The 23,139-nt window shown below is 35.8% G+C and carries 20 protein-coding genes and 1 pseudogene; 16 read left to right on the top strand and 5 right to left on the bottom strand.

Annotated elements, in window-relative coordinates:
• Positions 1-3: 3 nt before the first annotated feature.
• The 6 genes from LLA01S_RS00705 to recA all read left to right on the top strand — a co-directional run bounded on the left by LLA01S_RS00705 (position 4) and on the right by recA (position 9,177).
• Positions 4-1,575, top strand: a complete 1,572-nt coding sequence (locus LLA01S_RS00705) for a peptide chain release factor 3 (RefSeq protein WP_015082021.1) — start codon at positions 4-6, stop codon at positions 1,573-1,575.
• A 322-nt stretch (positions 1,576-1,897) separates the two neighbouring features.
• Positions 1,898-3,553: a degradosome RNA helicase CshA gene (cshA, locus tag LLA01S_RS00700; protein WP_011675409.1), complete on the top strand. Its 1,656-nt coding sequence runs from the start codon at positions 1,898-1,900 to the stop codon at positions 3,551-3,553.
• A 697-nt stretch (positions 3,554-4,250) separates the two neighbouring features.
• Positions 4,251-5,162 carry a GTPase Era gene (gene era, locus LLA01S_RS00695; protein ID WP_011675410.1) on the top strand — a complete coding sequence of 304 codons (912 nt, stop codon included), beginning with the start codon at positions 4,251-4,253 and terminating at the stop codon, positions 5,160-5,162.
• A gap of 97 nt (positions 5,163-5,259) precedes the next feature.
• A complete protein-coding gene (gene asnB, locus LLA01S_RS00690; RefSeq protein WP_011675411.1) occupies positions 5,260-6,852 on the top strand; it encodes an asparagine synthase B in 1,593 nt (530 codons plus the stop codon).
• Between the two features lie 190 nt (positions 6,853-7,042).
• Positions 7,043-7,861, top strand: a complete 819-nt coding sequence (gene mutM / locus LLA01S_RS00685) for a DNA-formamidopyrimidine glycosylase (RefSeq protein WP_011675412.1) — start codon at positions 7,043-7,045, stop codon at positions 7,859-7,861.
• 152 nt (positions 7,862-8,013) lie between these two features.
• Positions 8,014-9,177 (top strand): recombinase RecA, encoded by a 1,164-nt coding sequence (recA, locus tag LLA01S_RS00680; RefSeq protein WP_061777674.1) that lies wholly within the window; start codon positions 8,014-8,016, stop codon positions 9,175-9,177.
• 14 nt (positions 9,178-9,191) lie between these two features.
• Here the strand turns inward: recA and LLA01S_RS00675 are convergent, their stop codons facing one another.
• A complete protein-coding gene (locus LLA01S_RS00675) occupies positions 9,192-10,574 on the bottom strand; it encodes an amino acid permease (protein ID WP_011675414.1) in 1,383 nt (460 codons plus the stop codon).
• Positions 10,575-10,645: 71 nt separating this feature from the next.
• On the bottom strand, positions 10,646-12,025 hold the full coding sequence (locus LLA01S_RS00670) for an amino acid permease (RefSeq protein WP_011675415.1): 1,380 nt from the start codon (positions 12,023-12,025) through the stop codon (positions 10,646-10,648).
• A gap of 146 nt (positions 12,026-12,171) precedes the next feature.
• On the opposite strand from LLA01S_RS00670, the gene LLA01S_RS00665 reads away from it, so the two are divergent.
• Genes LLA01S_RS00665 through LLA01S_RS00655 form a run of 3 tightly spaced genes read left to right on the top strand, consistent with a single transcriptional unit; the run spans position 12,172 to position 13,593 of the window.
• Positions 12,172-12,552 carry a YlbF family regulator gene (locus LLA01S_RS00665; RefSeq protein ID WP_011675416.1) on the top strand — a complete coding sequence of 127 codons (381 nt, stop codon included), beginning with the start codon at positions 12,172-12,174 and terminating at the stop codon, positions 12,550-12,552.
• Complete coding sequence (locus tag LLA01S_RS00660; protein WP_011675417.1) at positions 12,539-12,850, top strand: DUF2129 domain-containing protein; 312 nt, start codon at positions 12,539-12,541, stop codon at positions 12,848-12,850. The genes LLA01S_RS00665 and LLA01S_RS00660 overlap by 14 nt, the downstream gene beginning before the upstream one ends.
• Positions 12,851-12,867: 17 nt before the next feature.
• Positions 12,868-13,593, top strand: a complete 726-nt coding sequence (locus LLA01S_RS00655; protein ID WP_011675418.1) for a hypothetical protein — start codon at positions 12,868-12,870, stop codon at positions 13,591-13,593.
• A 63-nt stretch (positions 13,594-13,656) separates the two neighbouring features.
• Here LLA01S_RS00655 and LLA01S_RS00650 read toward each other — a convergent pair whose 3' ends face one another.
• Positions 13,657-14,250, bottom strand: coding sequence for a CYTH domain-containing protein (locus LLA01S_RS00650; RefSeq protein WP_011834433.1), 594 nt, complete (start codon positions 14,248-14,250; stop codon positions 13,657-13,659).
• Positions 14,251-14,469: 219 nt separating this feature from the next.
• Here LLA01S_RS00650 and LLA01S_RS00645 point away from each other — a divergent pair, with 219 nt between their 5' ends.
• From LLA01S_RS00645 to LLA01S_RS00630, 4 genes are all read left to right on the top strand, one after another.
• Positions 14,470-15,276: a DUF817 domain-containing protein gene (locus tag LLA01S_RS00645; RefSeq protein WP_011834434.1), complete on the top strand. Its 807-nt coding sequence runs from the start codon at positions 14,470-14,472 to the stop codon at positions 15,274-15,276.
• 188 nt (positions 15,277-15,464) lie between these two features.
• Entirely contained in the window at positions 15,465-16,124 is a 660-nt protein-coding gene (locus tag LLA01S_RS00640) for a GTP pyrophosphokinase (RefSeq protein WP_021165882.1), read from the top strand.
• The gene (locus LLA01S_RS00635) at positions 16,111-16,923 is read left to right on the top strand and encodes an NAD kinase (protein WP_011675422.1); all 813 of its coding nucleotides are present in this window, start codon (positions 16,111-16,113) and stop codon (positions 16,921-16,923) included. The genes LLA01S_RS00640 and LLA01S_RS00635 overlap by 14 nt, the downstream gene beginning before the upstream one ends.
• Positions 16,923-17,804 (top strand): RluA family pseudouridine synthase, encoded by an 882-nt coding sequence (locus LLA01S_RS00630; protein WP_015082027.1) that lies wholly within the window; start codon positions 16,923-16,925, stop codon positions 17,802-17,804. The genes LLA01S_RS00635 and LLA01S_RS00630 overlap by 1 nt, the downstream gene beginning before the upstream one ends.
• A gap of 43 nt (positions 17,805-17,847) precedes the next feature.
• Here the strand turns inward: LLA01S_RS00630 and LLA01S_RS00625 are convergent, their stop codons facing one another.
• Positions 17,848-18,681: a peptidylprolyl isomerase gene (locus LLA01S_RS00625; RefSeq protein ID WP_011675439.1), complete on the bottom strand. Its 834-nt coding sequence runs from the start codon at positions 18,679-18,681 to the stop codon at positions 17,848-17,850.
• A gap of 309 nt (positions 18,682-18,990) precedes the next feature.
• On the opposite strand from LLA01S_RS00625, the gene LLA01S_RS00620 reads away from it, so the two are divergent.
• The 3 genes from LLA01S_RS00620 to LLA01S_RS00610 all read left to right on the top strand — a co-directional run bounded on the left by LLA01S_RS00620 (position 18,991) and on the right by LLA01S_RS00610 (position 22,361).
• Positions 18,991-20,424 (top strand): amino acid permease, encoded by a 1,434-nt coding sequence (locus LLA01S_RS00620; protein WP_061777673.1) that lies wholly within the window; start codon positions 18,991-18,993, stop codon positions 20,422-20,424.
• A 159-nt stretch (positions 20,425-20,583) separates the two neighbouring features.
• Entirely contained in the window at positions 20,584-21,387 is an 804-nt protein-coding gene (locus LLA01S_RS00615) for an NADPH-dependent FMN reductase (RefSeq protein ID WP_011675441.1), read from the top strand.
• A complete protein-coding gene (locus LLA01S_RS00610; RefSeq protein ID WP_021165888.1) occupies positions 21,384-22,361 on the top strand; it encodes an FAD:protein FMN transferase in 978 nt (325 codons plus the stop codon). Before LLA01S_RS00615 ends, LLA01S_RS00610 begins: the two co-directional genes overlap by 4 nt.
• A gap of 122 nt (positions 22,362-22,483) precedes the next feature.
• Here LLA01S_RS00610 and LLA01S_RS00605 read toward each other — a convergent pair.
• Positions 22,484-23,139, bottom strand: a pseudogene (locus tag LLA01S_RS00605) (IS3-like element ISLla3 family transposase); the annotation flags it as partial.

Genomic DNA, 23,139 nt, shown 5'->3' with positions numbered 1-23,139 from the left:
TAAATGACTTTACAAGAAGAAATAAAAAAACGTCGGACTTTTGCCATTATCAGTCACCCGGATGCCGGTAAGACGACGATTACAGAACAACTATTGAAATTTGGGGGTGCCATCCGTGAAGCTGGTACTGTAAAAGCACGTAAAACAGGAAATTTTGCCAAATCAGACTGGATGGACATTGAAAAAGAACGTGGAATTTCTGTAACGAGTTCTGTCATGCAGTTTGACTATGCGGGAAAACGGGTTAATATCTTGGACACGCCAGGGCATGAGGATTTCTCAGAAGATACTTATCGAACGTTGATGGCAGTTGATGCGGCAGTCATGGTTATTGATAGTGCTAAAGGGATTGAAGCACAGACGAAAAAACTTTTCCAAGTTGTCAAACGTCGTGGAATTCCAGTTTTCACTTTCATCAATAAACTTGACCGTGATGGACGTGAACCACTTGATTTGCTTTCTGAATTGGAAGAAATTCTTGGAATTGCCAGTGTACCAATGAATTGGCCAATCGGCATGGGGAAAAATTTCCAAGGGCTTTATGATTTTACGCATGGGCGCGTAGAAGTTTATCAACCAGAAGATGGAAAACGTTTTGTTGAATTTGATGAAAATGGGGAAGTACCAACAAGTCATCCTTTAACGAAAAATCCATTTTTCACGCAAGCTTTAGAAGATGCTGAATTACTTTTGGATGCAGGAAATCAATTTTCAGAAGACGAAGTAGTTGCTGGGCAATTGACACCAGTTTTCTTTGGGTCAGCTTTGACCAGTTTTGGGGTGGAAACTTTCCTCGAAACATTTTTAGAATACGCACCAGAACCTCATTCACACAAAACGGTTGATGAAGAAGAAATTGAACCTTTAAATCCTGATTTTTCTGGTTTCATTTTCAAAATTCAAGCGAATATGGACCCTCGTCACCGTGACCGAATTGCTTTTGTCCGTATTGTTTCTGGCGAATTTGAGCGTGGAATGGATGTTAATCTTGTCCGCACGGGTAAAAAAGTAAAATTATCTAATGTGACACAGTTCATGGCTGAATCACGAGAAAATGTCGAAAATGCTGTCGCTGGTGATATTATTGGGGTTTATGATACCGGAACTTATCAAGTTGGTGATACTTTGACAACTGGTAAATTAAAGAAATCATTTGAGCCACTTCCAACGTTTACACCGGAACTTTTCATGCGTGTGCAAGCGAAAAATGTCATGAAACAAAAATCATTCCAAAAAGGAATTGACCAATTGGTTCAAGAGGGAGCCATTCAGCTCTACAAATCTTATACGACTGGCGATATCATGCTTGGTGCGGTTGGACAACTTCAATTTGAAGTCTTTAAAGACCGGATGGAGCGCGAATATAATTCGGAAACAATCATGACACCGATGGGCTCAAAAACAGTGCGTTGGATTAAAGAAGAAGATTTAGATGAAAAAATGTCAAGTTCGCGAAACATCTTGGCGCGAGACCGTTTTGACCATCCATTGTTCTTATTTGAAAATGAATTTGCCATGCGCTGGTTCAAAGATAAATATCCAGATGTTGAATTAATGGAACAATTTTCAGTATAAGTTTTATAAATTTACTGACAGAATGTTTATTTTTAATAAAAATTTCCATTAAAAAAATGATATATTTTAAAATTACTGACAAAAATTTGTGGATAGTGTAGTTGTAAAATTACCGATAATTATCCTTTGAAAAACTGTCAGTAATTTTTTTATGAAAATATTTTTAAAAAAGTAAAGGGCGTAAGCATTTTCAGTCAAAAAATTATGCTATAATAGATAAGTTACGTCAGGCGAGTCACATAAATTTCGCCTGTAGCAAGGGTTTCGTACCCTGTAATAAAAATTTTGGCGTGGGAACATGCAGTAGAAATATAGGTAAAAAATGAAATTTAGTGAACTCGGCCTGTCAGAAGGAATCGTAAAAACACTTACAGAGATTGGTTATGAACAACCTACACCAATCCAAGAAGAAACAATTAAATTGGCGCTTGAAGGCCGTGACGTTCTTGGTCAAGCGCAAACAGGGACTGGTAAAACAGCGGCATTTGGTCTTCCTACTATTGAGAAAATCAATGCTGAAAATCCAGCCATTCAAGCACTTGTTATTGCTCCAACCCGTGAACTTGCAGTTCAAGGACAAGAAGAACTTTTCCGTTTTGGTAAATCAAAAGGACTTAAAGTTCGTACTGTATTCGGTGGTTCAAGTATTGAAAAACAAATCAAAGGACTTAAAGCTGGCGCACATATCGTTGTGGGAACACCAGGTCGTTTGGTTGACTTGATTAAACGTAAAGCAATCAAACTTGACCAACTTGAAACTTTGATTCTTGATGAAGCAGATGAAATGCTTAACATGGGATTTTTGGAAGACATTCATTTTATTATTGAAAAAACACCAGAAAATCGTCAAACATTGCTTTTCTCAGCAACAATGCCTGCTGATATCAAAAAAATTGGTGTGAAATTCATGAAGAATCCTGAACACATCAAAATTGCAGCCAAAGAAATGACTGCTGACCGTATTGACCAATACTTTGTGAAAACAAAAGAATTTGAAAAATTTGATGTTTTGACTCGTTTGCTTGATGTTGAACGTCCACAACTTGCAATTGTTTTCGGTCGTACAAAACGCCGCGTTGACGAATTGATTCGTGGTCTTAAATTGCGCGGATATCGTGCTGAAGGAATGCACGGAGATTTGGACCAAAACAAACGTTTGGCCGTTTTGCGTGATTTCAAAGCTGGACATATTGATGTCTTAGTTGCTACTGACGTTGCCGCTCGGGGGCTTGACGTATCAGGTGTAACACACGTTTACAACTACGATATTACCCAAGACCAAGAAAGCTATGTTCACCGTATCGGACGTACAGGTCGTGCTGGTAAATCAGGCCGCTCAGTAACTTTTGTTTCATACAATGAAATGGGCTACCTTCGTGCCATTGAAAAATTGACAAACAAAGAAATGAAAGGCTTGAAACCACCAACAAAAGAAGAAGCTTACCAAGCGTCACTTTCTGTTGCGATGGATGATGTTCTTCGTGATTTGTCTGATGAATCAGGTAAAGCAAAATTAGCAAAATTTGACAAACAAGCAGCAAGCTTACTTGAAAAATTTGATGCTAAAGAATTGGTTGCCTTACTTCTCCAAGGACGTGTTAAAGACCCGGATAACCAAGAAGAAGTTAAAATTACAGCCGAACGTCCATTACCATACAATGGTGAAGGAAAAGGATTCAAGAAAAAAGGTAAAGGTGGCGGCGGACGCTACAAAGGCCGTGGAAATGGCGACCGTGATGGTAATCGTGACGGAAACCGTGGAGGCTACCGTGGTAATCGTGATTCTAAAGATGGCGAACGCGGTGGAGATCGTAAACGTAACTGGAAAGACCGTGATGATAATCGTGGAGGTTACCGTGGAAAACGTGATGACCGTCGCTTTGACGACCGTAAACAAGGTGAAAAAACTCCTCGTAAACGTACCACAGGAACTGAAAAATCAGCTGGCTTCGTAATGCGTAGCCGTGGCGATAAATAAAATAAGTTATAAAAATTACTGAAATGAGCGGCTTAATGAGCTTTAAATCGGTAAATAAAGGAATCATCAGTTATCTGATGATTTTTTCTTTTGTCAGCTGTCAGTATTTTTTATATTAGTCATAAGTCTGTCAGTTTAATCTGATTGAGTAGAGGCATTAATTCTGTGGATAAAGAATTTGTCAGTTTTACTGATGCATCTGTCAGCAAAATATTCTTCCGCAAAAGGCTGATTTTATGATATAAATATCACTGCTTATAACGCGCAGACGGAAGTTGCTATGACGCATTTACTGCCATTTCATCTTGCCAGCTTTGCTGGCTTAGAGCGAGCCTTTTTGCCCAATGTTTTAGCGTTGATAGCAAAACGGACAGCCGTGCTATGTACAACGTAGTGAAACGAAGTAGATACCTTATCAATCACTCTGGTGAAAATACTAGCATATTCGTAAGTCAGCATCTACGCGATTACGCGCTACGCTGTCCATTTTGTCTATCCGCTAAAGCGAATGATAAAACGGACAGCTGACAACGACTATCCTAAGTGGAAAATTATCGTTTCTGGGAGGGACAACCAGCATATCTGTAAGCCACTAAAGTGGCGACAGCTATCCTACGCTTCTCTATAGCATAATTAATAATGAGGACCAGTAATACGAAACCTTGTTTCGTCCCACTGGCTGTGATATAATAGCGCTATGACAAATAAAAAATTTAAATCAGGATTTGTGGCAATTTTAGGTCGTCCAAATGTTGGAAAATCAACATTTATGAATCACGTGATGGGTCAAAAAATTGCCATCATGTCAGATAAACCTCAAACAACAAGAAATAAAATTCAAGGAATTTATACTACAGAAAATGAACAAATTGTCTTCATTGATACACCAGGGATTCACAAACCACACAATGCTTTAGGCGATTTTATGGTTCAATCTGCTTATTCTACTTTGCGTGAATGTGATGTCGTTTTATTTATGGTTGCAGCTGATGAACCTCGTTCAACTGGTGAAAATATGATTATTGAACGCTTGAAAAAAGCAGAAGTTCCAGTCATTTTGGTTGTCAATAAAATTGATAAAATTCATCCTGACCGTCTTTTTGAAATTGTAGCTGATTACACTTCACAAATGGAATTTTCAGAAGTCGTTCCAATTTCAGCTAAACAAGGAAATAACACCGAAAGATTAATTGATACACTCTCTGAAAAATTGGATGAAGGGCCTCAATATTTCCCAGAAGACCAAATTACTGACCATCCAGAACGTTTCCTCGTTTCAGAAATGATTCGTGAAAAAATCTTGTTGTTGACTCGCGAAGAAGTTCCGCATTCTATTGCGGTTACTACTGACCAAATGACTCGAGATGAAGAAACGGGTAAAATTCATATCATGGCAACAATTATTGTCGAACGCAAGAGCCAAAAAGGAATTATTCTTGGTAAAGGTGGCGATATGATTCGTAAAATCGGGAAAATGGCTCGTCGTGATATTGAAATCATGCTTGGTGACAAGGTTTACCTTGAAACTTGGGTTAAAATTAAAAATGATTGGCGCGACCGTAAAATGGATTTAGCTGACTTTGGCTACAATCGTGATGATTATATGTAATGAAAATAGCGAATTATCGCTATTTTTTGTTTTATTATGAAATTTCCAGACAATTGTGATATAATATTGAAAATTATAATTATTATTGGGGGAAATTATGTGCGGTTTTTTATTTATGGAAACATCTGACTTAACGATAGAAGAGTTTAAAAGCAATTTGGAACTGATTGAACATCGAGGACCAGACGACCAACAACATGTTCGTGATACTTTGGGAAATGATTTTGGTTTTTGCCGACTTTCAATCATGGATTTGTCAGACTTGGGGCGTCAGCCCTTTGGACTGAACGGTAAAAGAGTCATGTGTAATGGTGAAATTTATAACTTTTTAAGCCTTCGTAAGTTCTTGGAAACTAAGGGATATAAATTTACAGGAGATTCTGATTGTGAAGTGCTTTTACCTCTTTTTGAAACCACAGGAATCGAAACAATGGTCAAAATGCTTGATGCTGAATTTGCTTTTGTCCTAGTTGATGAAAATACTGGTGAGATTTTTGCGGCTCGTGACCCCTTTGGAATTCGTCCACTTTTTTATGGTTATAATAAAGTTACGGGAAAAATTTCTTTCTCTTCTGAAGCTAAGGCCCTTATTTCAACCTGTAAAGATGTGACGCCTTTTCCACCAGGTTATTATTATACGGGTGGTGAATTTTATGTTTATAATGATATTGCGGAAGTTTCAACGATTGTTGAAGAACCTTTGGCTGAAATTTCAGGACATATCCGTCGCAAATTGGAACGTGCAGTAAAAAAACGTCTTCATGCAGATGCTCCAATGGGTTATCTCTTGTCAGGCGGTTTAGATTCATCATTGGTCTGTGCCATTGCAGCTAAAGAATTAGAAAGTCCAATCAAGACCTTTGCGATTGGAATGGAAACAGACCCGATTGATTTGAAATATGCTCGGGAAGTAGCAGATTTCTTACGGACTGACCATACCGAAATTTTGATGACAAAAGAAGACGTACTTTCAGCAGTTCGTGAAGTGATTTGGCATTTGGAAACTTGGGATATCACGACGATTCGGGCTTCTATTGGGATGTATTTAATCTGTAAGTATATTCATGAGAATACAGAGCTGAAAGTTTTGATGACCGGTGAGGTTTCCGATGAAATGTTCGGCTATAAATATACTGACTTTGCTCCATCAGCTGGGGCCTTTCAAAAAGAAGCACAAAAGCGAGTACATGAACTATATATGTATGATGTCCTGCGGGCTGACCGTTGCTTAGCGGCTCATTCTCTTGAAGCTCGCGTTCCATTTGCTGACTTGGACTTTGCGACTTATGTCATGTCCATCAATCCGAGTAGAAAGCTGAATACTTATGGCAAAGGAAAATATCTCTTACGCCATGCTTTTGAAGGAACGGAGCTATTGCCAGACGAGATTTTATTTAGAGAAAAAGCGGCTTTTTCTGATGCTGTTGGTCATTCCATGGTCGACTATTTAAAAGAATTTGCTGACGAAAAATATTCTGATGAAGATTTAGCAAAGGCTAGTGAAAAGTATCCAAAACATACACCATTTACCAAAGAATCCTTGATGTATCGGGAAATTTTTTCAGAATTTTACCCAGGTTATGAAGATTGGATTATTGATTTTTGGATGCCAAACCCTGATTGGGTGGGAGCAGATGTTAAAGATCCATCAGCACGCGTCTTGTCAAATTATGGTGATTCCGGAAAATAAATTTTGAAATCTTTATCATAAAAAAATGAATAAGAAATGTTAAAATAGTCACTGATAAAACTTATCTGATGATAAATTGTCAGTGATTTTTTATGTTGAAATTTAGTACAGAATGAAAATAGAAAGCTGTCAGTAAAATAAAAGAACTGACTGGAAAGTCTGTCAGTAAATTTTGTGATAAGAGGGAAAAATGCCAGAATTACCAGAAGTTGAAACCGTTAGAAGAGAACTTGAAAAAAGAATTGTTGGACAAAAAATTATATCTATAGAAGCCACTTATCCAAGAATGGTCTTAACTGGTTTTGAGCAATTGAAAAAAGAATTGACAGGAAAAATCATTCAGGGCATCTTGCGGCGAGGGAAATATTTAATTTTTGAAATTGGAGATGACTTTCGCTTGATTTCTCATTTACGAATGGAAGGGAAATATCGCTTAGCAACACTTGATGCACCAAGAGAAAAGCATGACCATTTGACAATGAAATTTTCTGATGGGCAGTTAATCTATGCCGATGTAAGGAAATTTGGAACTTGGGAATTGATTTCTACTGACCAAGTGATTCCCTATTTTCTGAACAAAAAAATTGGACCAGAACCGACCTATGAAGATTTTGATGAAAAGCTTTTTCGAGAGAAATTAAGAAAATCAACAAAGAAAATAAAACCTTATTTACTTGAGCAAACCCTTGTTGCTGGGCTTGGCAATATTTATGTTGATGAAGTGCTCTGGTTAGCAAAAATTCATCCAGAAAAAGAGGCTAATCAGCTGACAGAAAGTTCCATCCACCTTTTGCACGACTCAATTATTGAAATTTTGCAAAAAGCGATTAAGCTTGGTGGTTCAAGTATTAGAACTTATAGTGCCTTAGGATCAACTGGTAAAATGCAAAATGAGTTGCAAGTTTATGGTAAAACGGGTGAAAAATGTTCCCGTTGTGGTGCAGAGATTCAAAAAATAAAAGTTGCTGGTCGAGGCACTCATTTTTGCCCAGTTTGTCAGCAAAAATAAGTGAAGAATATTTACTGACAGACAAGGTAAATTAACTAAAAAAGTCAGTGACAAAGTTCATAAAAAAACGTATAGATATAATATAGGGGCTTATAAAAAATCCTGAAAAATGCTATAATTAAACCATAAATAAAGAATAACGGAGATAAAATTTGGCAACAAAGAAAAAAACAAATTTTGATGATATTACCAAAAAATATGGCGCTGAGCGTGATAAAGCATTGGCTGATGCTCTTGCTCTGATTGAAAAAGACTTTGGGAAAGGTTCACTCATGCGTCTTGGTGAAGCAGCTAACCAAAAAGTATCAGTTGTAAGTTCAGGTTCTCTTGCGCTTGATATTGCACTTGGTGCAGGTGGTTACCCTAAAGGTCGTATCGTTGAAATCTACGGACCAGAATCTTCTGGTAAAACAACAGTCGCTCTTCATGCCGTTGCAGCGGTTCAAAAAGAAGGTGGAATTGCAGCCTTTATCGATGCTGAAAATGCTCTTGACCCAGAATATGCAAAAGCACTCGGTGTAAATATTGATGAACTTTTGCTCTCACAACCTGACTATGGTGAACAAGGACTTCAAATTGCTGAAAAATTGATTACTTCTGGAGCGGTTGACTTGGTCGTTATTGACTCAGTTGCAGCCTTGGTACCAAAGTCCGAAATTGATGGCGAAATCGGAGACAGTTCAGTTGGTCTTCAAGCACGTATGATGTCACAAGCTATGCGTAAACTTGCAGGACATATCAACAAAACAAAAACAACAGCGATTTTCATCAACCAATTGCGTGAAAAAGTTGGAGTGATGTTTGGTTCACCAGAAACAACTCCTGGTGGTCGTGCCTTGAAATTTTACGCCTCAGTTCGTCTTGACGTACGTGGTTCAACAAAAATTGAAGAAGGTTCTGGAGATAACAAAACTCAAATTGGTAAAATCACCAAAATCAAAGTCGTTAAAAATAAAGTTGCACCACCATTTAAGGTTGCGCTTGTTGATATCATGTTTGGTGAAGGAATTTCAAGTACAGGTGAGCTTTTAAATATTGCTGTTGAAGAAGGCATTATTAAGAAATCTGGTGCTTGGTTTGCTTATAATGATGAGAAGATTGGTCAAGGGGCAGAAAAAGCTAAAAACTACCTCAAAGAGCATCAAGATGTTTTTGATGAAATAGACCACAAAGTTCGGGCAGCTCATGGACTTCTTGATGATTCAGAAGTAGCAGAAACTGAAGAAGAAACTACAGCTTCAAAAACTAAAGCAAAAGCTAAAAAAGAAGAAAAAGCAGTAGAAACAGAAGAAATCGAACTTGAACTTGAAGATTAAAAAAAGCAGCTGAATTAATCAGCTGTTTTTATTTTTCTAAAGAAGGTAAATAATCCAAAGATAAGAACCCAAATCACAGAACCAATGGCCGGAATAATTGTATCTTTAAAGCAGAAAAGTGAAATAAAGATTAATACAAATCCAGCAATAGCTAATGGAATAAAGATATGAGCCGCTGGTAAAGTAAAGCCACTTGGATCAAAATCTTTTGATTTGCGATATTTTAGATAAGTGATTAAAGTCATCAGATAGACGACTAGAAAAAGATTTGTTGCGACACTGGTAATAAAGACAAAGGAATTAGAGATTGCTGGAATCATTGAAATAAATGGAGTAAATAAAATCAATAGTGATGTGAAAAGTAACGCATTTACGGGGACACCAGCTTTTGAGAATTTTGTAAATGGCTTAAGAATTTTATCATCATTAAGTTGTGATAATGAGTAGAGATTTCGCGTGATTGAAAAGAGAGCGGAGTTCAAGGCAGAAGCAGCAGAGGTTAAAACAACGAAATTAACCAAAGCGGCAGCCCATTTGATACCAATTAATTGGAAAATGGTGACAAATGGAGATTTATCAGCAGGAATATCTCGCCATTGATAAATACTCATAATGGCAAGAAGAGCCCCAATATAAAAGAGTACAATTCTAATTGGAATTTGATTAATAGCTTTTTTCAAAGTAGGCCTTGGATTGTCCGTTTCAGCCGCAGTCATCCCTATGAATTCCATAGAAACAAAGGCAAACATTACCATTTGAAAGCTTTCAAAGAAACTAGAGACGCCGTTAGGGAAGAACTCAAAGCCTTTAGTGATGTTCGTTAAACTAACTGTGTCAGTTCCCGTATGATAGTGGCTAAAAATTAAAATAATTGCAGTTAATATCAAACCAATGATGGCAACAATTTTAATCATTCCAAACCAAAATTCTGTTTCACCGAAGAATTTAGGATTTAAAGTATTTAATAGTGTTAAAAGAACTAAAACAAAAACCTCAGTCATCCAAATCGGTAAATCTGGCAACCAAAAATTAATATAAGTTCCGATGGCAATTAGTTCGGCCATCGCGACAAAAACAACGACTAGCAAATAAGACCACTGAATAAAGTATCCAGGTTTGGCTCCCATATATCGTGAGACAAAGTTCAAAAAGGAATGCTGACTAGGATCTTGATAAAGCATCTCTCCAATTGCTCTTAATAGGATGTACATCAGAGCTCCGATAATCAAATAAACAAAAATAATCGAAGGACCAGTAAGATGAATTGATTTTCCGGCTCCAAGGAAAAGTCCGGTACCGATTGTTCCCGCAATCGCAATCAGTTGAATATGCCTATTTTTTAAACCACGTTGAGAAGGCTGTTTTTCTATGTTTTCATCATTTTGATTTGTATTCATAATATAATATTATACGCTTTTTCATTAAGATTTTCAGAGACTGCTCTATTTTATAAAGGAGTGAACCTGAATTAGATTTTTTTGAAATGGGAGTAAAGCCCAAAGATAAGAGTCCAAACAATCGCTCCTAAAGCAGGATAAAATGTATCGGCATTGAAGAACAAGGAAGCAAAAACGATGGCAAAGATAATCGCAATAAATGGTACGGCAATAGCGGGTTTAGGAGTCAAAAAGCCATTAGGATTATAATCATCAGACTTACGATATTGCCAGTAGGTATACAAAGTAATAAAATAAACTACCAAAAATAAATTGGTCGTACAAGAGGCGGCAAAGTTAAAAGCATTTTTTATTTGAGGAATTAAAGTTAGGACAGGGGCTAAAAGAGAAAGAGCCGTTGCCATATAAAGGGCATTAATCGGGATGCCTGCTTTAGAAAGTTTTGTAAAAGCGGTCAATCTCCCCTTGTCATGCTGTTTGGCAAGAGAGTACATATTGCGTGTTGCTGAGAAGAGAGAGCTATTGAGAGCCGAAGCAGCAGAAGTTAATACCACGAAGTTAATGAGAGCTGCAGCCCATTTGATTCCAATGAGTTGGAAAACAATAACGAATGGTGATTTGTCTGCTGGAATATAGTGCCAATTAAAAATTGCCATAATTGCCAGAAGTGCTCCGACGTAGAAAAGCAAGATACGGACGGGAATTTGATTAATAGCTTTTGGTAGACTCTTTTTAGGGTTAACTGTTTCTGCGGCGGTCATTCCGATAAATTCCATCGAAGTGAAAGCAAACATTACCATTTGTAGGGCTCCGACAAAATTCCAAGCACCATGTGGGAAAAGTTGAAAACCGTCAAAAATATTATTTAGCGAAGCCGTATCATTAACCGTTTTACCACTTAAGACTGTGGTGTAGTGGAAATTACTTGCTACGAGAATGATGGCAGTTACAATCATTCCAAGAATTGCTGCCACTTTAATCATAGCAAACCAAAATTCAGTTTCACCAAAAAAACGAGAATTTAAGGTATTGAGACCAAAAAGAAGTGCGAGCATCACAATTTCAATCAACCATAAAGGAAGATGAGGAAGCCAAAATTGAATATAAGTTCCAATGGCCGTCAATTCAGAGATACAGACAAAAATAATAACTAACCAATAAGACCACTGAGTGAAGTAACCTGTTCTGATTCCTGAATATTTGGTAACAAAATTTAAAAATGAATGCTGACTAGGGTCATTATAGAGCATTTCCCCGATAGTTCTAAGGAAAAAGAACATAGCAATCCCAATTAAAATATAAGCAAAAATGACACTTGGTCCAGTCATTTGAATTGTTTTTCCGGCACCGAGAAAAAGTCCAGTACCAATTGTGCCGGCAATTGCAATGAGTTGAATATGCCGGTTTTGTAAGCCCCTTTGGGCTTCATGATTCTTTTGAATATCTTCCAAAAGTTTTTCCTCCTTAAATTATCAGATGATTCCGATAATGTGTTAATTATTATACCAAATTAATAAAATTGTATCAAGAGTCATATTCTATTTTGCTAAAGATAACAGTAAAGTGTATCATTTCATATTTATGATATAATAAATTTATGTTAATTATCGATGAAAATCTAGTGGAAATAGATGATTTGTTAGAAAAAATTATGGATAGTTTCTTGGAATTTCCTGAAATCAAGCTTTATCAAAAAGCAAAAGCTGATTTTATGGCAGATGAAACTTTGCAAAACCAATTGAAAGTTTTAAATGATAATTCTGACTACATTTCTTTTCGTCCAGAATTAAAAACGTTACAGCATGAAATTAATACGAATGAGAAAGTTTATGCCTTACGTTTGGCAGAAAATGACGTTCAGCAAATTTTAACAGATTTGACTAAAAAAATTACAAAGAGTATTTCTGAACAGATTTATGTTGATGAAAATTTACCATTGAAAGGAGGGCAGCATGGACGACATCATGGAAAACATTGAAAAAAAAGAAATTCGCCCCCTTTATATAAGAGAGCGTGTGGCGGTTTATGTTTATTGTTACTCTTATAAAGGAACTAGACAACTTAGTCGTTTTGGTGATATTGTTTATAGTAGCCAGAAATCGCACTATAGCTTACTTTATGTGAATAATGATGAAGTTGCCGATTTATTAAATAAATTAAAAGAGTTGAGATTTGTCAAAAAGGTACGTGTGGGTCATATTAAAGAACTCGACCAAAACTTTTCGGAAGCTTTTATTCAGACAAATCTTGAAGTGAAAGAAGAACTTGAACACTGATAGGTGACTAGGGAAGTTTGTGCTCACTAGAAAATAAACTTGTATATTGTTTGAGTGGGCAGGCATTTTTTGATAAGATAGTAAAAAAAGAGAGGAGTCTTGGTAGAGTTGTAGGACTTCATATAGAAGTCAAAGAAATCTGTGAAATTGATGTATTCTATAAATTGCTTTATATTTCTTTTTCTAAAAATATGAAAAATAGACCAGAGCCAAGGAAAAAAACTATGTTGGAGACTCATTATTACTTCACTCCCATTTTAGACCATTTGGAAGAATTTGATCATAATGATTGGCATTTATATCCAATTGTTACGTTACCTGCTGCTAAGCAATTACGTGATGAGGAAGATTTGCCTAAAACTATTAGCTCACTAAATGCTTGCTATGACCGCTTGCAAAAAGTATCGCTTGATTATCTAACTGTTAATTTATATGGACGTAAACAGGGCCGTTTGTTTCTCCTTTTACTTCAAGATTTTTTGGAAGAAACAACTATCTTGGACTATACAGCTCAAATTCGTCAGCAAATTTTACAAGAAATTGGGGTTTCTACACTCAACTTTCTGGAATATCGCTCTTTTGCCAAAAAACATCTTGCTTTAATTTTAAAAGACTTTCGAAAAAACAATTTCCAAACTTCACCAGCCAGTTTAATTTTAACTGACAAAGAATGTTTGAGAGTGGAAAATTGTTCTCATGCACTCTTACAACAATATTTAGAACAAATTGAAAAAACTGCCTGATAGAATCAGACATTTTTTTTATAAAAAAATACTGACAGAATGCTGTCAGTAAATATTTAAAAATTATTTTCGTAAATGTCTTAAACAGTCTAAGAATCGAACTACTTTTGATTTTGAAAATCGATATTCAACACGATTTTTATCTAAGAAATCGAAGAAGTCTTTTTTACCTTGTTTACTGTCATCAACTTCAAGTTCAAGTTCATAATCGGTATGACCTAAGTAATCATTTTTATCTAAAGCAGCAAGACCAATCGGAAGGTGTTGCTCATAACGAATGGTTGTTAAACTTCCAATCAAGGTAATTTCCTCAAGATTGATATCGCGTGCCGTCAATAATTCACATATTTCACTTAAATCAGTAGCCCCACAAACAATATTTCGTTCACCAAGAAGTTGTTGAGCTTCTTCAAGGCTGAGATCAATGTTATACTCGATATTTCCAACTTCTTGTGGAACCTTTAAAGTCATTTCGGCGGACTTATCAAAAGTTCTAATTCGCAAAGCTAATTTTTTCTTGCGCAATTTAAAATCTTTTGAATCTAAGTAGTGGTTAGTTTGTCTAACAGGGGTTACGTGAGTAAAGAGTTTTTTGAGCTGGTCATACTCAGCCAGCGACAATAGCGACTTATACTCAATCTCCAAGTTCGTACTCATTAATTAATTTTTAAGATTATTTTCAAAAGAAAACATCTTTCCTTTCAATAGGTTTAAACGATATATTAATTAAAAGTATATCAAAAGGCTGACTATAAGTAAAGTTCTGCCCCGCTTATAACGACAGTCAAATCCCTCTCAAAGCAGATAAATAAAGGGAAAAATCCCCAAAATTTAAGGAGCTTAGCTAAAAAATGAAAATATGATAGAATTGTTTTTATGAGAAAAGTAAATGAGAAGTACCGCTTGAAAGATTTCTGGGATTTCGGTTTAAAACAATTTCGGTCAGCAATTTTTGGAATTACGATTATTTTGTCATTAATTGTGACCACCTTTATAAAGATTCCACATCTTGCTCGTTATGATACGTTATTGATTTGTGTTTTGGTCATTCAAGTTATTTTGTTGGTCAGTAAATATGAGCGTGTATATGATTTAATCCCGATAATGGTTTTTCATATTTTAGGAATGATTTTAGAAATTTTTAAAGTCAGACATGGAAGTTGGTCTTATCCAGATGCTGGTATATTCAAAATTATGGATGTTCCTCTCTATAGTGCCTTTATGTATTCAGCAATTGGCTCTTATATTGTTCGGGCGATAAAAGAATTTGATTTGGAAGTCATTCATTGGCCAAAATGGTTTATTTCAATTGGGATATCTTCAATCATTTATTTGAATTTTTTTAGCGGAACCTTTGGTTTTGACTTTAGAAATTTATTTTATCTCTTTATTTTGATTATTTTCTGGAAAACAAAATTTACTTTTGTCTTAAGGACAAAGCGTTATCAAATGCCAGCTATTTTAAGCTTCTTTTTAATTGGTCTTTTCATTTATTTCGCAGAAAATATTGGCTCTTATTTCAGCGCTTGGACCTATTCTTACCAGCTGAAAGCTTGGAAATTCGTTGACTTAGGGAAAATTTCTTCTTGGACCTTATTGATTATTGTTTCAATTATTATTGTAATTGAACTACAGAGATATTTTTCACAAAAGATAAAAATAAAAAATATTATTAATGACTAAAAGAAGCAAAAAGTTTGCTTCTTTTTTGTAAAAAGCTCAATCCATTTAAGTAACAATAATGTGAATAATAGAAACTTATGTTAAAATATTAGATGTGATTCTAATAAAAAAGAAGTCAGAAAACGTTTTAATATTTAAATACATCAGAAAGGAGTATGTGAGGGCGATTGCTTTTACAAGGTGAAAAAATGTTTAATTGGGAAGAATTTCTGGACCCCTACGTCCAAACTGTCGGAGAATTAAAAATAAAATTTCGTGGTGTTCGTAAACAATATCTCAAGAAAGGCTTGTATTCTCCAATTGAGTTTGTTACAGGGCGCGTGAAGCGTCGAGAATCAATCAGAAATAAAGCAAAACTCCGTGGTTATACCCGAGAAAATTTATCTGAAATGGAAGATATTGCCGGCGTTCGGGTAATGGTTCAGTTCGTTGATGATGTCTGGGATGTGCTAGAGCTTTTACGTAAACGTAAAGATTTTAAAATAATTGAAGAACGGGATTATATTAATAATCAAAAAGCTTCAGGTTATCGTTCTTATCATGTCATTATTGAATATCCGATTGATACGATTGATGGCTTCCAAATTGTTAATGCTGAGATTCAGATTAGAACTTTGGCCATGAACTTTTGGGCAACGATTGAACATTCTCTTAATTATAAATATGGAGGATTAATTCCTCAGGATGTCAAAGCTAGATTGACAAATGCGGCGCGTGAAGCTGCACAGCTTGATTCTGAAATGGGCGAAATTCGGGAAGATATTCAAGAAGCACAGTTACTTTTTGATAGCCCTCAGCAAAAACAAGACTTTAAAAAAGAAAATGGTGAAGAAAATGAACTTTGGTAAAAAAGTCTGGCTAATTGGAAATTCAAGTGAGAAGTCTAAAAAAATACTCAATAAATTGAGCAAGATTTTGAAAGCTGAACATTTTGTTTTTGATGATATTAATCCTGAAATTGTGATTTCAGTTGGAGGAGATGGAACGCTTCTACGGGCCATGCATATGTACGAGTATCAACTAGACCGGGTACGTTTTTTAGGTGTTCATACGGGACATTTGGGCTTTTATACAGATTTTACTGATGAAGATTTATTTGAAGTCGTTGAAGCACTTTATGACGAAAATCCAGCTCAAGCCATTCACTATCCACTAATTCGTGTTCAAGTTAGTTTTACTGATGGCTATCAAATTGTTCGTCATGTCCTTAATGAAGCAACCATTCGACGTGCAAGTAAAACAATGGTGGGTGATGTCAGAATTTCTGATTATCTTTTTGAACGCTTCCGGGGAGATGGTTTATCTATTTCTACACCAACTGGTTCAACGGCTTATAATAAATCAATTGGGGGGGCAGTAGTCCATCCACGTGTGAAGGCCATGCAAATTGCTGAAATTGCGAGTTTGAATAATGTTGTTTATCGGACTTTAGGTTCACCAATGATTGTGGCTGAGAAAGATACAATTACGGTTTGTCCTGCGCCAGAAGATGATTATAGTTTAACTTTTGACCAATTAACTTTTGAATATAAAAATATTAAGTCAATTGAGTTTTCTTTAGATGGAACAACGATTTCTTTTGCTAATTGCGCCCATACACCATTTTGGGAACGGGTCAGTAAATCCTTCATCGGGGAGGTTGAATAATGCAGTTTGCTTTTAGAAACGAGATTGAAGGAAGCATGGTCAAATCAATGCTAGGCCGTCATGGTATTTCTAGGAGATTACTGACAAAAGTTAAATTTGATGGTGGAAAAATTATGGTGAATGGTATTGAAAAAACTGCTATTTACCGTCTGGAAAAAGGTGATTTAGTTACGATTACGGTACCTGATGAACCAGATAACGAAAAATTAATTCCTGACGATGTTCCACTTAATGTTTTGTTTGAAGATGACCACTATCTGGTTGTTGAAAAGCCAGCGGGAAAGGCTTCAATCACAGGGTCTCTTCATCCGACAGGGGCAATGTCCAATGCTGTCAAAGGATATATTTCTAGAAAAAATTATCCCAATCAAACCGTGCATATTATTACTAGATTAGATCGTGATACCAGTGGAATTATGTTTCTAGCCAAGCATCGCTATGCTCATGCGTTAATGGTTCAGCATAAGTTTCGAGAGACTTTAGAAAAACGATATTACGCCATTATTAATGATGGAGATTTGCCGGATTCTGGTCAAATTGATTTACCGATTGGACGCCGTGATGATTCGATTATAGAGCGGCAAGTGCGTTTTGATGAAAAATCAAAAAATGCACTGACGTCTTATGTTGTGACTGAGCGAAAAAATGATTTAGCGCTTCTTGATATTATTTTACATACAGGTCGAACGCATCAAATTCGTGTCCATTTTTCTCATCTTGGCTATCCTTTAGTTGGTGATGATTTATACGGTGAAAATCATGATTTGATTTCACGTCAAGCCCTTCATTGTCATCATTTACAATTTTTAAATCCGTTTACTGACGAAATGGTTCATGTGGAATTAGACATGCCAGATGATATGAAAAACTTATTGAAATAAAAAAAAGTTACTGACAGAAAAGCTGTCAGTAACTTTTTATTGATTAAAATTTCCAGTCTTTAAGGATTTTAACGGATTTAATTTTTACAGGGTCAATCGGTGCTGAGGATTCCCCAGAAGAATTTGTTTTTACATCGGCTTTAGCAATTTTATCAACAACATCCATTCCTGAAATGACTTGGCCAAAGACAGTGTAACTTCCATCTAAACTAGGATATCCTCCCTTTTTATAAGCATCAATAATTTTTTGAGGATATTTGCTCTTATCTTGGATTTGACTAGTCATATCCTGAGGGTTTTGGACAATGAAAAATTGTGAACTGCTAGAGCTTGCTTGCCCTGTATTTGCTAAAGCAAGTGCTCCACGGATATTATAGAGTTGATTTGAAATCTCTGTATCAAATGTTTTCCCACCGAAGATTGAAGCTGTTCCAGTTCCTTTGTTTGAAGGGTCACCAGATTGAATCATGAAATCTTTAATGACACGGAAGAACTCATTGTTTTTGTAGTAACCATTTTTGGCAAGAACAAGGAAATTTTGAACGGCATTTGGAGCTAATTTAGGGAAAAGTTTAATGTTGATATTTCCAGCACTTGTTTTGATTTGAACTTCAGCTTCGTCTTCACCAACAGTTGTTGAAAGTTGGGGTAAAGTTAAATCATTAAGGGCAGTACTTGAATTTTTTACTGCAGCATTTAAGGTATAATTTGTTGGATAGTTAACTTTTTGACTTGAAGAAGAAGTATTTGTACTACTTGCTGAACTATCATCTGTTTTTGGGCGATTTGCAAAGAAAACTAAGAGCCCAACGACAACAATTAGGACAATCCCAAAGATTGTAAAAAGAATGGTGTTATTTTTTTTATTCGTATTCATAGGAATATTTTATCATAAAAACGAGTAATTATAAATTTTTATTAAATTAATTCTTGCAATTTCAAAAAAAAAGGTATAGAATATAGAAAAATCACGAAAGGAGAATCACGAAATGAATAACTTCTCATTGCGCCATCATCATTTGCATAGATAAGAGTTGTGTCATACAGTAGGTATAGATACAGCTTTAGAGTACGCTCAAGTATCTATGCCGGTGATTCTCAAGAGACCGGTTGTAAAGACAACTGGTCTTTTTATTTGCTCGTGCTCTGGTTTGTAAAAAAAACAAGAGATTAGAAAGTAAAGATTATGGAAAATCAAAATCAGGTCAAGCGCAACCTTAAACAGCGCCACATTACTATGATTGCTTTAGGGGGAACCATTGGAACAGGTTTGTTTTTAACCTCAGGAGCAACAATTAGTCAAGCGGGTCCTTGGGGAGCAGTCCTTGCTTATTGTTTTATTGGAATCATGGTTTATTTTGTAATGACTTCACTGGGAGAGATGGCGACTTATCTGCCTACCTCTGGTTCATTTTCTGACTATGGTGGACGTTATGTTGACCCTGCCTTTGGATTTGCACTAGGTTGGAATTATTGGCTAAATGGAGCCATTACGATTGCCGTGGATTTAACGACGGCTGGATTGATTACTCAGTTTTGGTTCCCACACCTTCCTTCCTGGATTTTTTCAGGAATTGCGACAGTTCTAATTTTTATTATTAATGTTATGGCAGTTGGTGCTTTTGGAGAAACTGAGTATTGGCTATCAACGATTAAAGTGATTACGATTATTCTCTTCTTAGCCATTGGACTACTAACAATTTTTGAAGTCTTGGGACAAGGAAATGTTGATGTTGTTGCCAATTTGACAGCAGGAAATCATGGCTTTGTTGGTGGAATTTCAGGTTTTGTTGGTGTTTTACTCATTGCAGGCTTCTCTTTCCAAGGAACTGAAATGTTAGGAATTACAGCAGGAGAATCTGAAGACCCAGGGAAAACGATTCCTAAAGCAATGAATTCTATTTTCTGGCGAATCTTACTCTTTTACATCTTTTCAATTATTGTCATAGCAGCTATTATTAATTTCAAAGACCCTCGCTTGTTGAACCCAAGCTCAACAGCTGTCATGAGTCCATTTACCATAGTCTTTAAAAATATTGGATTCGCTGTAGCAGCCTCAGTGATGAATGCGGTCATTCTGACCTCTGTCATTTCGTCAGCAAATTCAGTGATGTACGCTTCAACTCGGATTCTTTATTCTTTAGGTCAAGAAAAGGGAGCACCAAAATTCTTTGGCCGCACGGCTAAAAATGGAATTCCTTTTTATGCGCTTCTAGCAACGACAATCATTTGTTTCATTGCTTTCTTAACGGGAATATTTGGAACGCAAATCTATCTTTTCTTGGTTGATTTGTCTTCACTGACAGGATTTCTTGCTTGGCTTGGAATTTCTGTCAGCCACATTAGTTTTAGAAGAGCTTATATTGCTCAAGGAAAAAAATTGGAAGATCTTCCTTACAAAGCAAAATGGTTCCCATTTGGACCAATTGTGGCGCTCTTGATGACTGCAGCCATCGCAATTAATCTTGACCCAGCCATGCTCTTTAGTGAGCACTGGGGTGAAGGCTTAGCTTTATATGCGGCTATTCCGATTTTCATTGTTCTTTATTTTGGTTATAAATGGAAGTATAATACAAAAATTATTCCACTTGAAGAAGTCGATTTAAGTCGAGAAAAATAATATCTGAATCACAATTCTTATAGAGTTGTGATTTTTTATTTATAATATAAAGAGCAGTAAGTCGAAATAGACATCAATATAGTATAAAGGCTACTATTAATAAAGAATAAAATATAGAATACACTTACAGAATACTTATCAATTGAAAGAGGAAATGGGATGAAATTTATCGCCATTGTAGGGACCAATGCTAGTTTTTCATATAATCGAAAACTGCTTTGGTATATGAAAAAACATTTCAAAAATCAAGCACAAATAGATGTAGTGGAAATTACAGATGTTCCACTATTTTCTGAGGATACAAAAGTATTTCCTGAATCAGTAAAGAAAATTGCTCTGGCGATAAAAGATGCCGACGGGGTAATTTTTTCCACACCTGAATATGACCATGCCATCACTGCTGCTTTGAAATCCTTAGTTGAATGGCTCTCTTGGGGGAAAAATCAGCCATTGAACAATAGACCAGTCATGATTGTTGGGGCCTCGTTAGGAAATATGGGAACCGTTTTTGCTCAAGAAAATCTTCGCCAAATCTTAAGTTCACCAGGTCTTGATGCTTTTGTTTTGCCTTCAAATCAATTTCTCTTGGGGCGTGCCACCGAAGCTTTTGATCATCAGGATAACCTGATTGATGAGCATACGATTAGCTGGTTAGAGCATTGTTTTAGTAATTTTATGCTTTATAGTAAGACAATAAAACCGATGCGCTTGGAGATTCAAGATGAAAAAGAAGTTGAAAAAAAATCGAAAGCTAAAGAGGAAAAACAAGCTGCTGCTGATGATGAAGATTGGTGGATTGAAGACACGAGTCTTGGTTTTCCTCTCCTTTCAGATGCAGATACGGGAGCTACCGAAAATGAAGAAGTGAATGAGCCTGAAATATCAGCCTATACTCAATTTCTTGAGGAAGATTTGTGGCCCGATGATATTATGGACTCAAAAGGGACTTTTGAAAACGAATGAAATCTTTAGAAAAAAAAGCGGCAAACAAAATTACAAAATCTTATCGAGCATTAGGAACAGTTATTGATTTAACAATCTATGGTTGCCAAGACGAAGGAATTTTAGACCAAAGTTATCAATTAATCAAATATTATGAAGATATTTTTACTGTAAATCGAGAAAAATCTGAATTAATGACTGTTAATCAGATGGCAGGAATAGAAAGTGTACAAGTTACTGAACCTGTCTATCAACTGACAAAAATTTCCTTAGAAAAAAGTAAAGAACATTTCGGATTTAATGCAGCAATTGGGCCTTTAGTTAAACTTTGGCACATTGGTTTTTCAGATGCTAAAGTACCAAGCCAAGCAGAAATCTCTGAAAAACTAAAACTTATCAATCCTGATGAGATTGTTTTAAAGGATGAAGAATTTTCAATATTTCTTCCTAAAAAAGGAATGGAAATTGATCTAGGGGCAATAGCAAAAGGTTATATTGCTGATCGGATCAAGGATTTTTGGAGGGCTTATGGCGTCTCGTCAGGCATCATTAATCTAGGCGGAAATCTTCTATTAATGGGTGAAGCACCCCATCAGACAAATAAAAAATGGCGTGTTGGAGTTAAAAATCCACTAAGTAGTCGCAAAGAACCTATTTTACAGATTTTGACTGAGGAAAGTTCAGTAGTAACCTCAGGAATTACTGAGCGTTATTTAAAAGTCAATAATAAAAGTTATCATCATATTATTGACCCAGAAACAGGTTATCCTCACCCCAATTCACTTGCAAGTGTCACGGTCTTATCGAGAAAATCCATTGATGGAGAGATTGAAACGAGTAGATTATTTTTTGCTGACGGACCAATTGAAAATTGGCTGACAGAGCATCCAGAAGTTTATGGAGCAATCTTTATTAGTAAGAATAAAAAGATAAAAACCGTTGGTATTCCTAAAAATCAAATATATATTGCTGATAAAAGTTTTGAATTTGAATAAGAAAACAAGAGCCTGTCAGTAATTTTGAAGATATATATTTACTGACAGAAATAAAAAAACCGCCAAATGATGTGCACCCCAAAAGTTAGACTTTTTATCCAAGTAGAAATACTTGGATTTTTTTAATTGTTTTGGTAATTCAAGCGAAATTGAATTGGACTCATCCAGTTCAATTTTTGTTTGATTCGTTTTGTATTATAGTACCTAATCCAGATTACAATAACCTGTTCAAGTTCTTCGAAAGACGAGAAGATATGTCCGTAGTAAATTTCTTGTTTAAGTAGCCCAAAGAAATTCTCCATAACTGAATTATCATGACAGTTTCCTTTACGGCTCATAGACTGAAAAATTCTATGAGATTTTAATTTAGAAACATAGTCTCTCATTTGGTATCCCCATCCTTGATCTGAGTGGAAAGTACGTCGATAAGGACAATCAGATGTCACAGCTAAGGCTTGATTTAGAGCAATATCAATTGATTGATAAGAGGGTTGTTTAGAGATATGATAACTAATCACCTCGCTATTAAATAAATCAATGTAAGGATTGAGATAACACTTTTTCTGAATTCCATCTTCATAATATTTGAATTCTGTCGTATCTGTTGTGATTTTTTGATGAGGAATGGAAGTTCTGAAGCGTCTGTGCAATTTATTTTTAGCTACCGTCCCTACTTTTCCTTTATATGAATTATATTTATTACGTGATTTGTGCCAATAAGACGTCACACGAAGCCCTAGCTTCTTCATTAAGCGCTGTACCTTCTTGTGGTTGACGT

Origin of the sequence: Lactococcus cremoris subsp. cremoris NBRC 100676 (assembly GCF_001591705.1) — a bacterium.
GTDB classification, from domain to species: Bacteria; Bacillota; Bacilli; order Lactobacillales; family Streptococcaceae; genus Lactococcus; species Lactococcus cremoris.
This window is presented reverse-complemented; position numbering and strand designations above follow the sequence as displayed.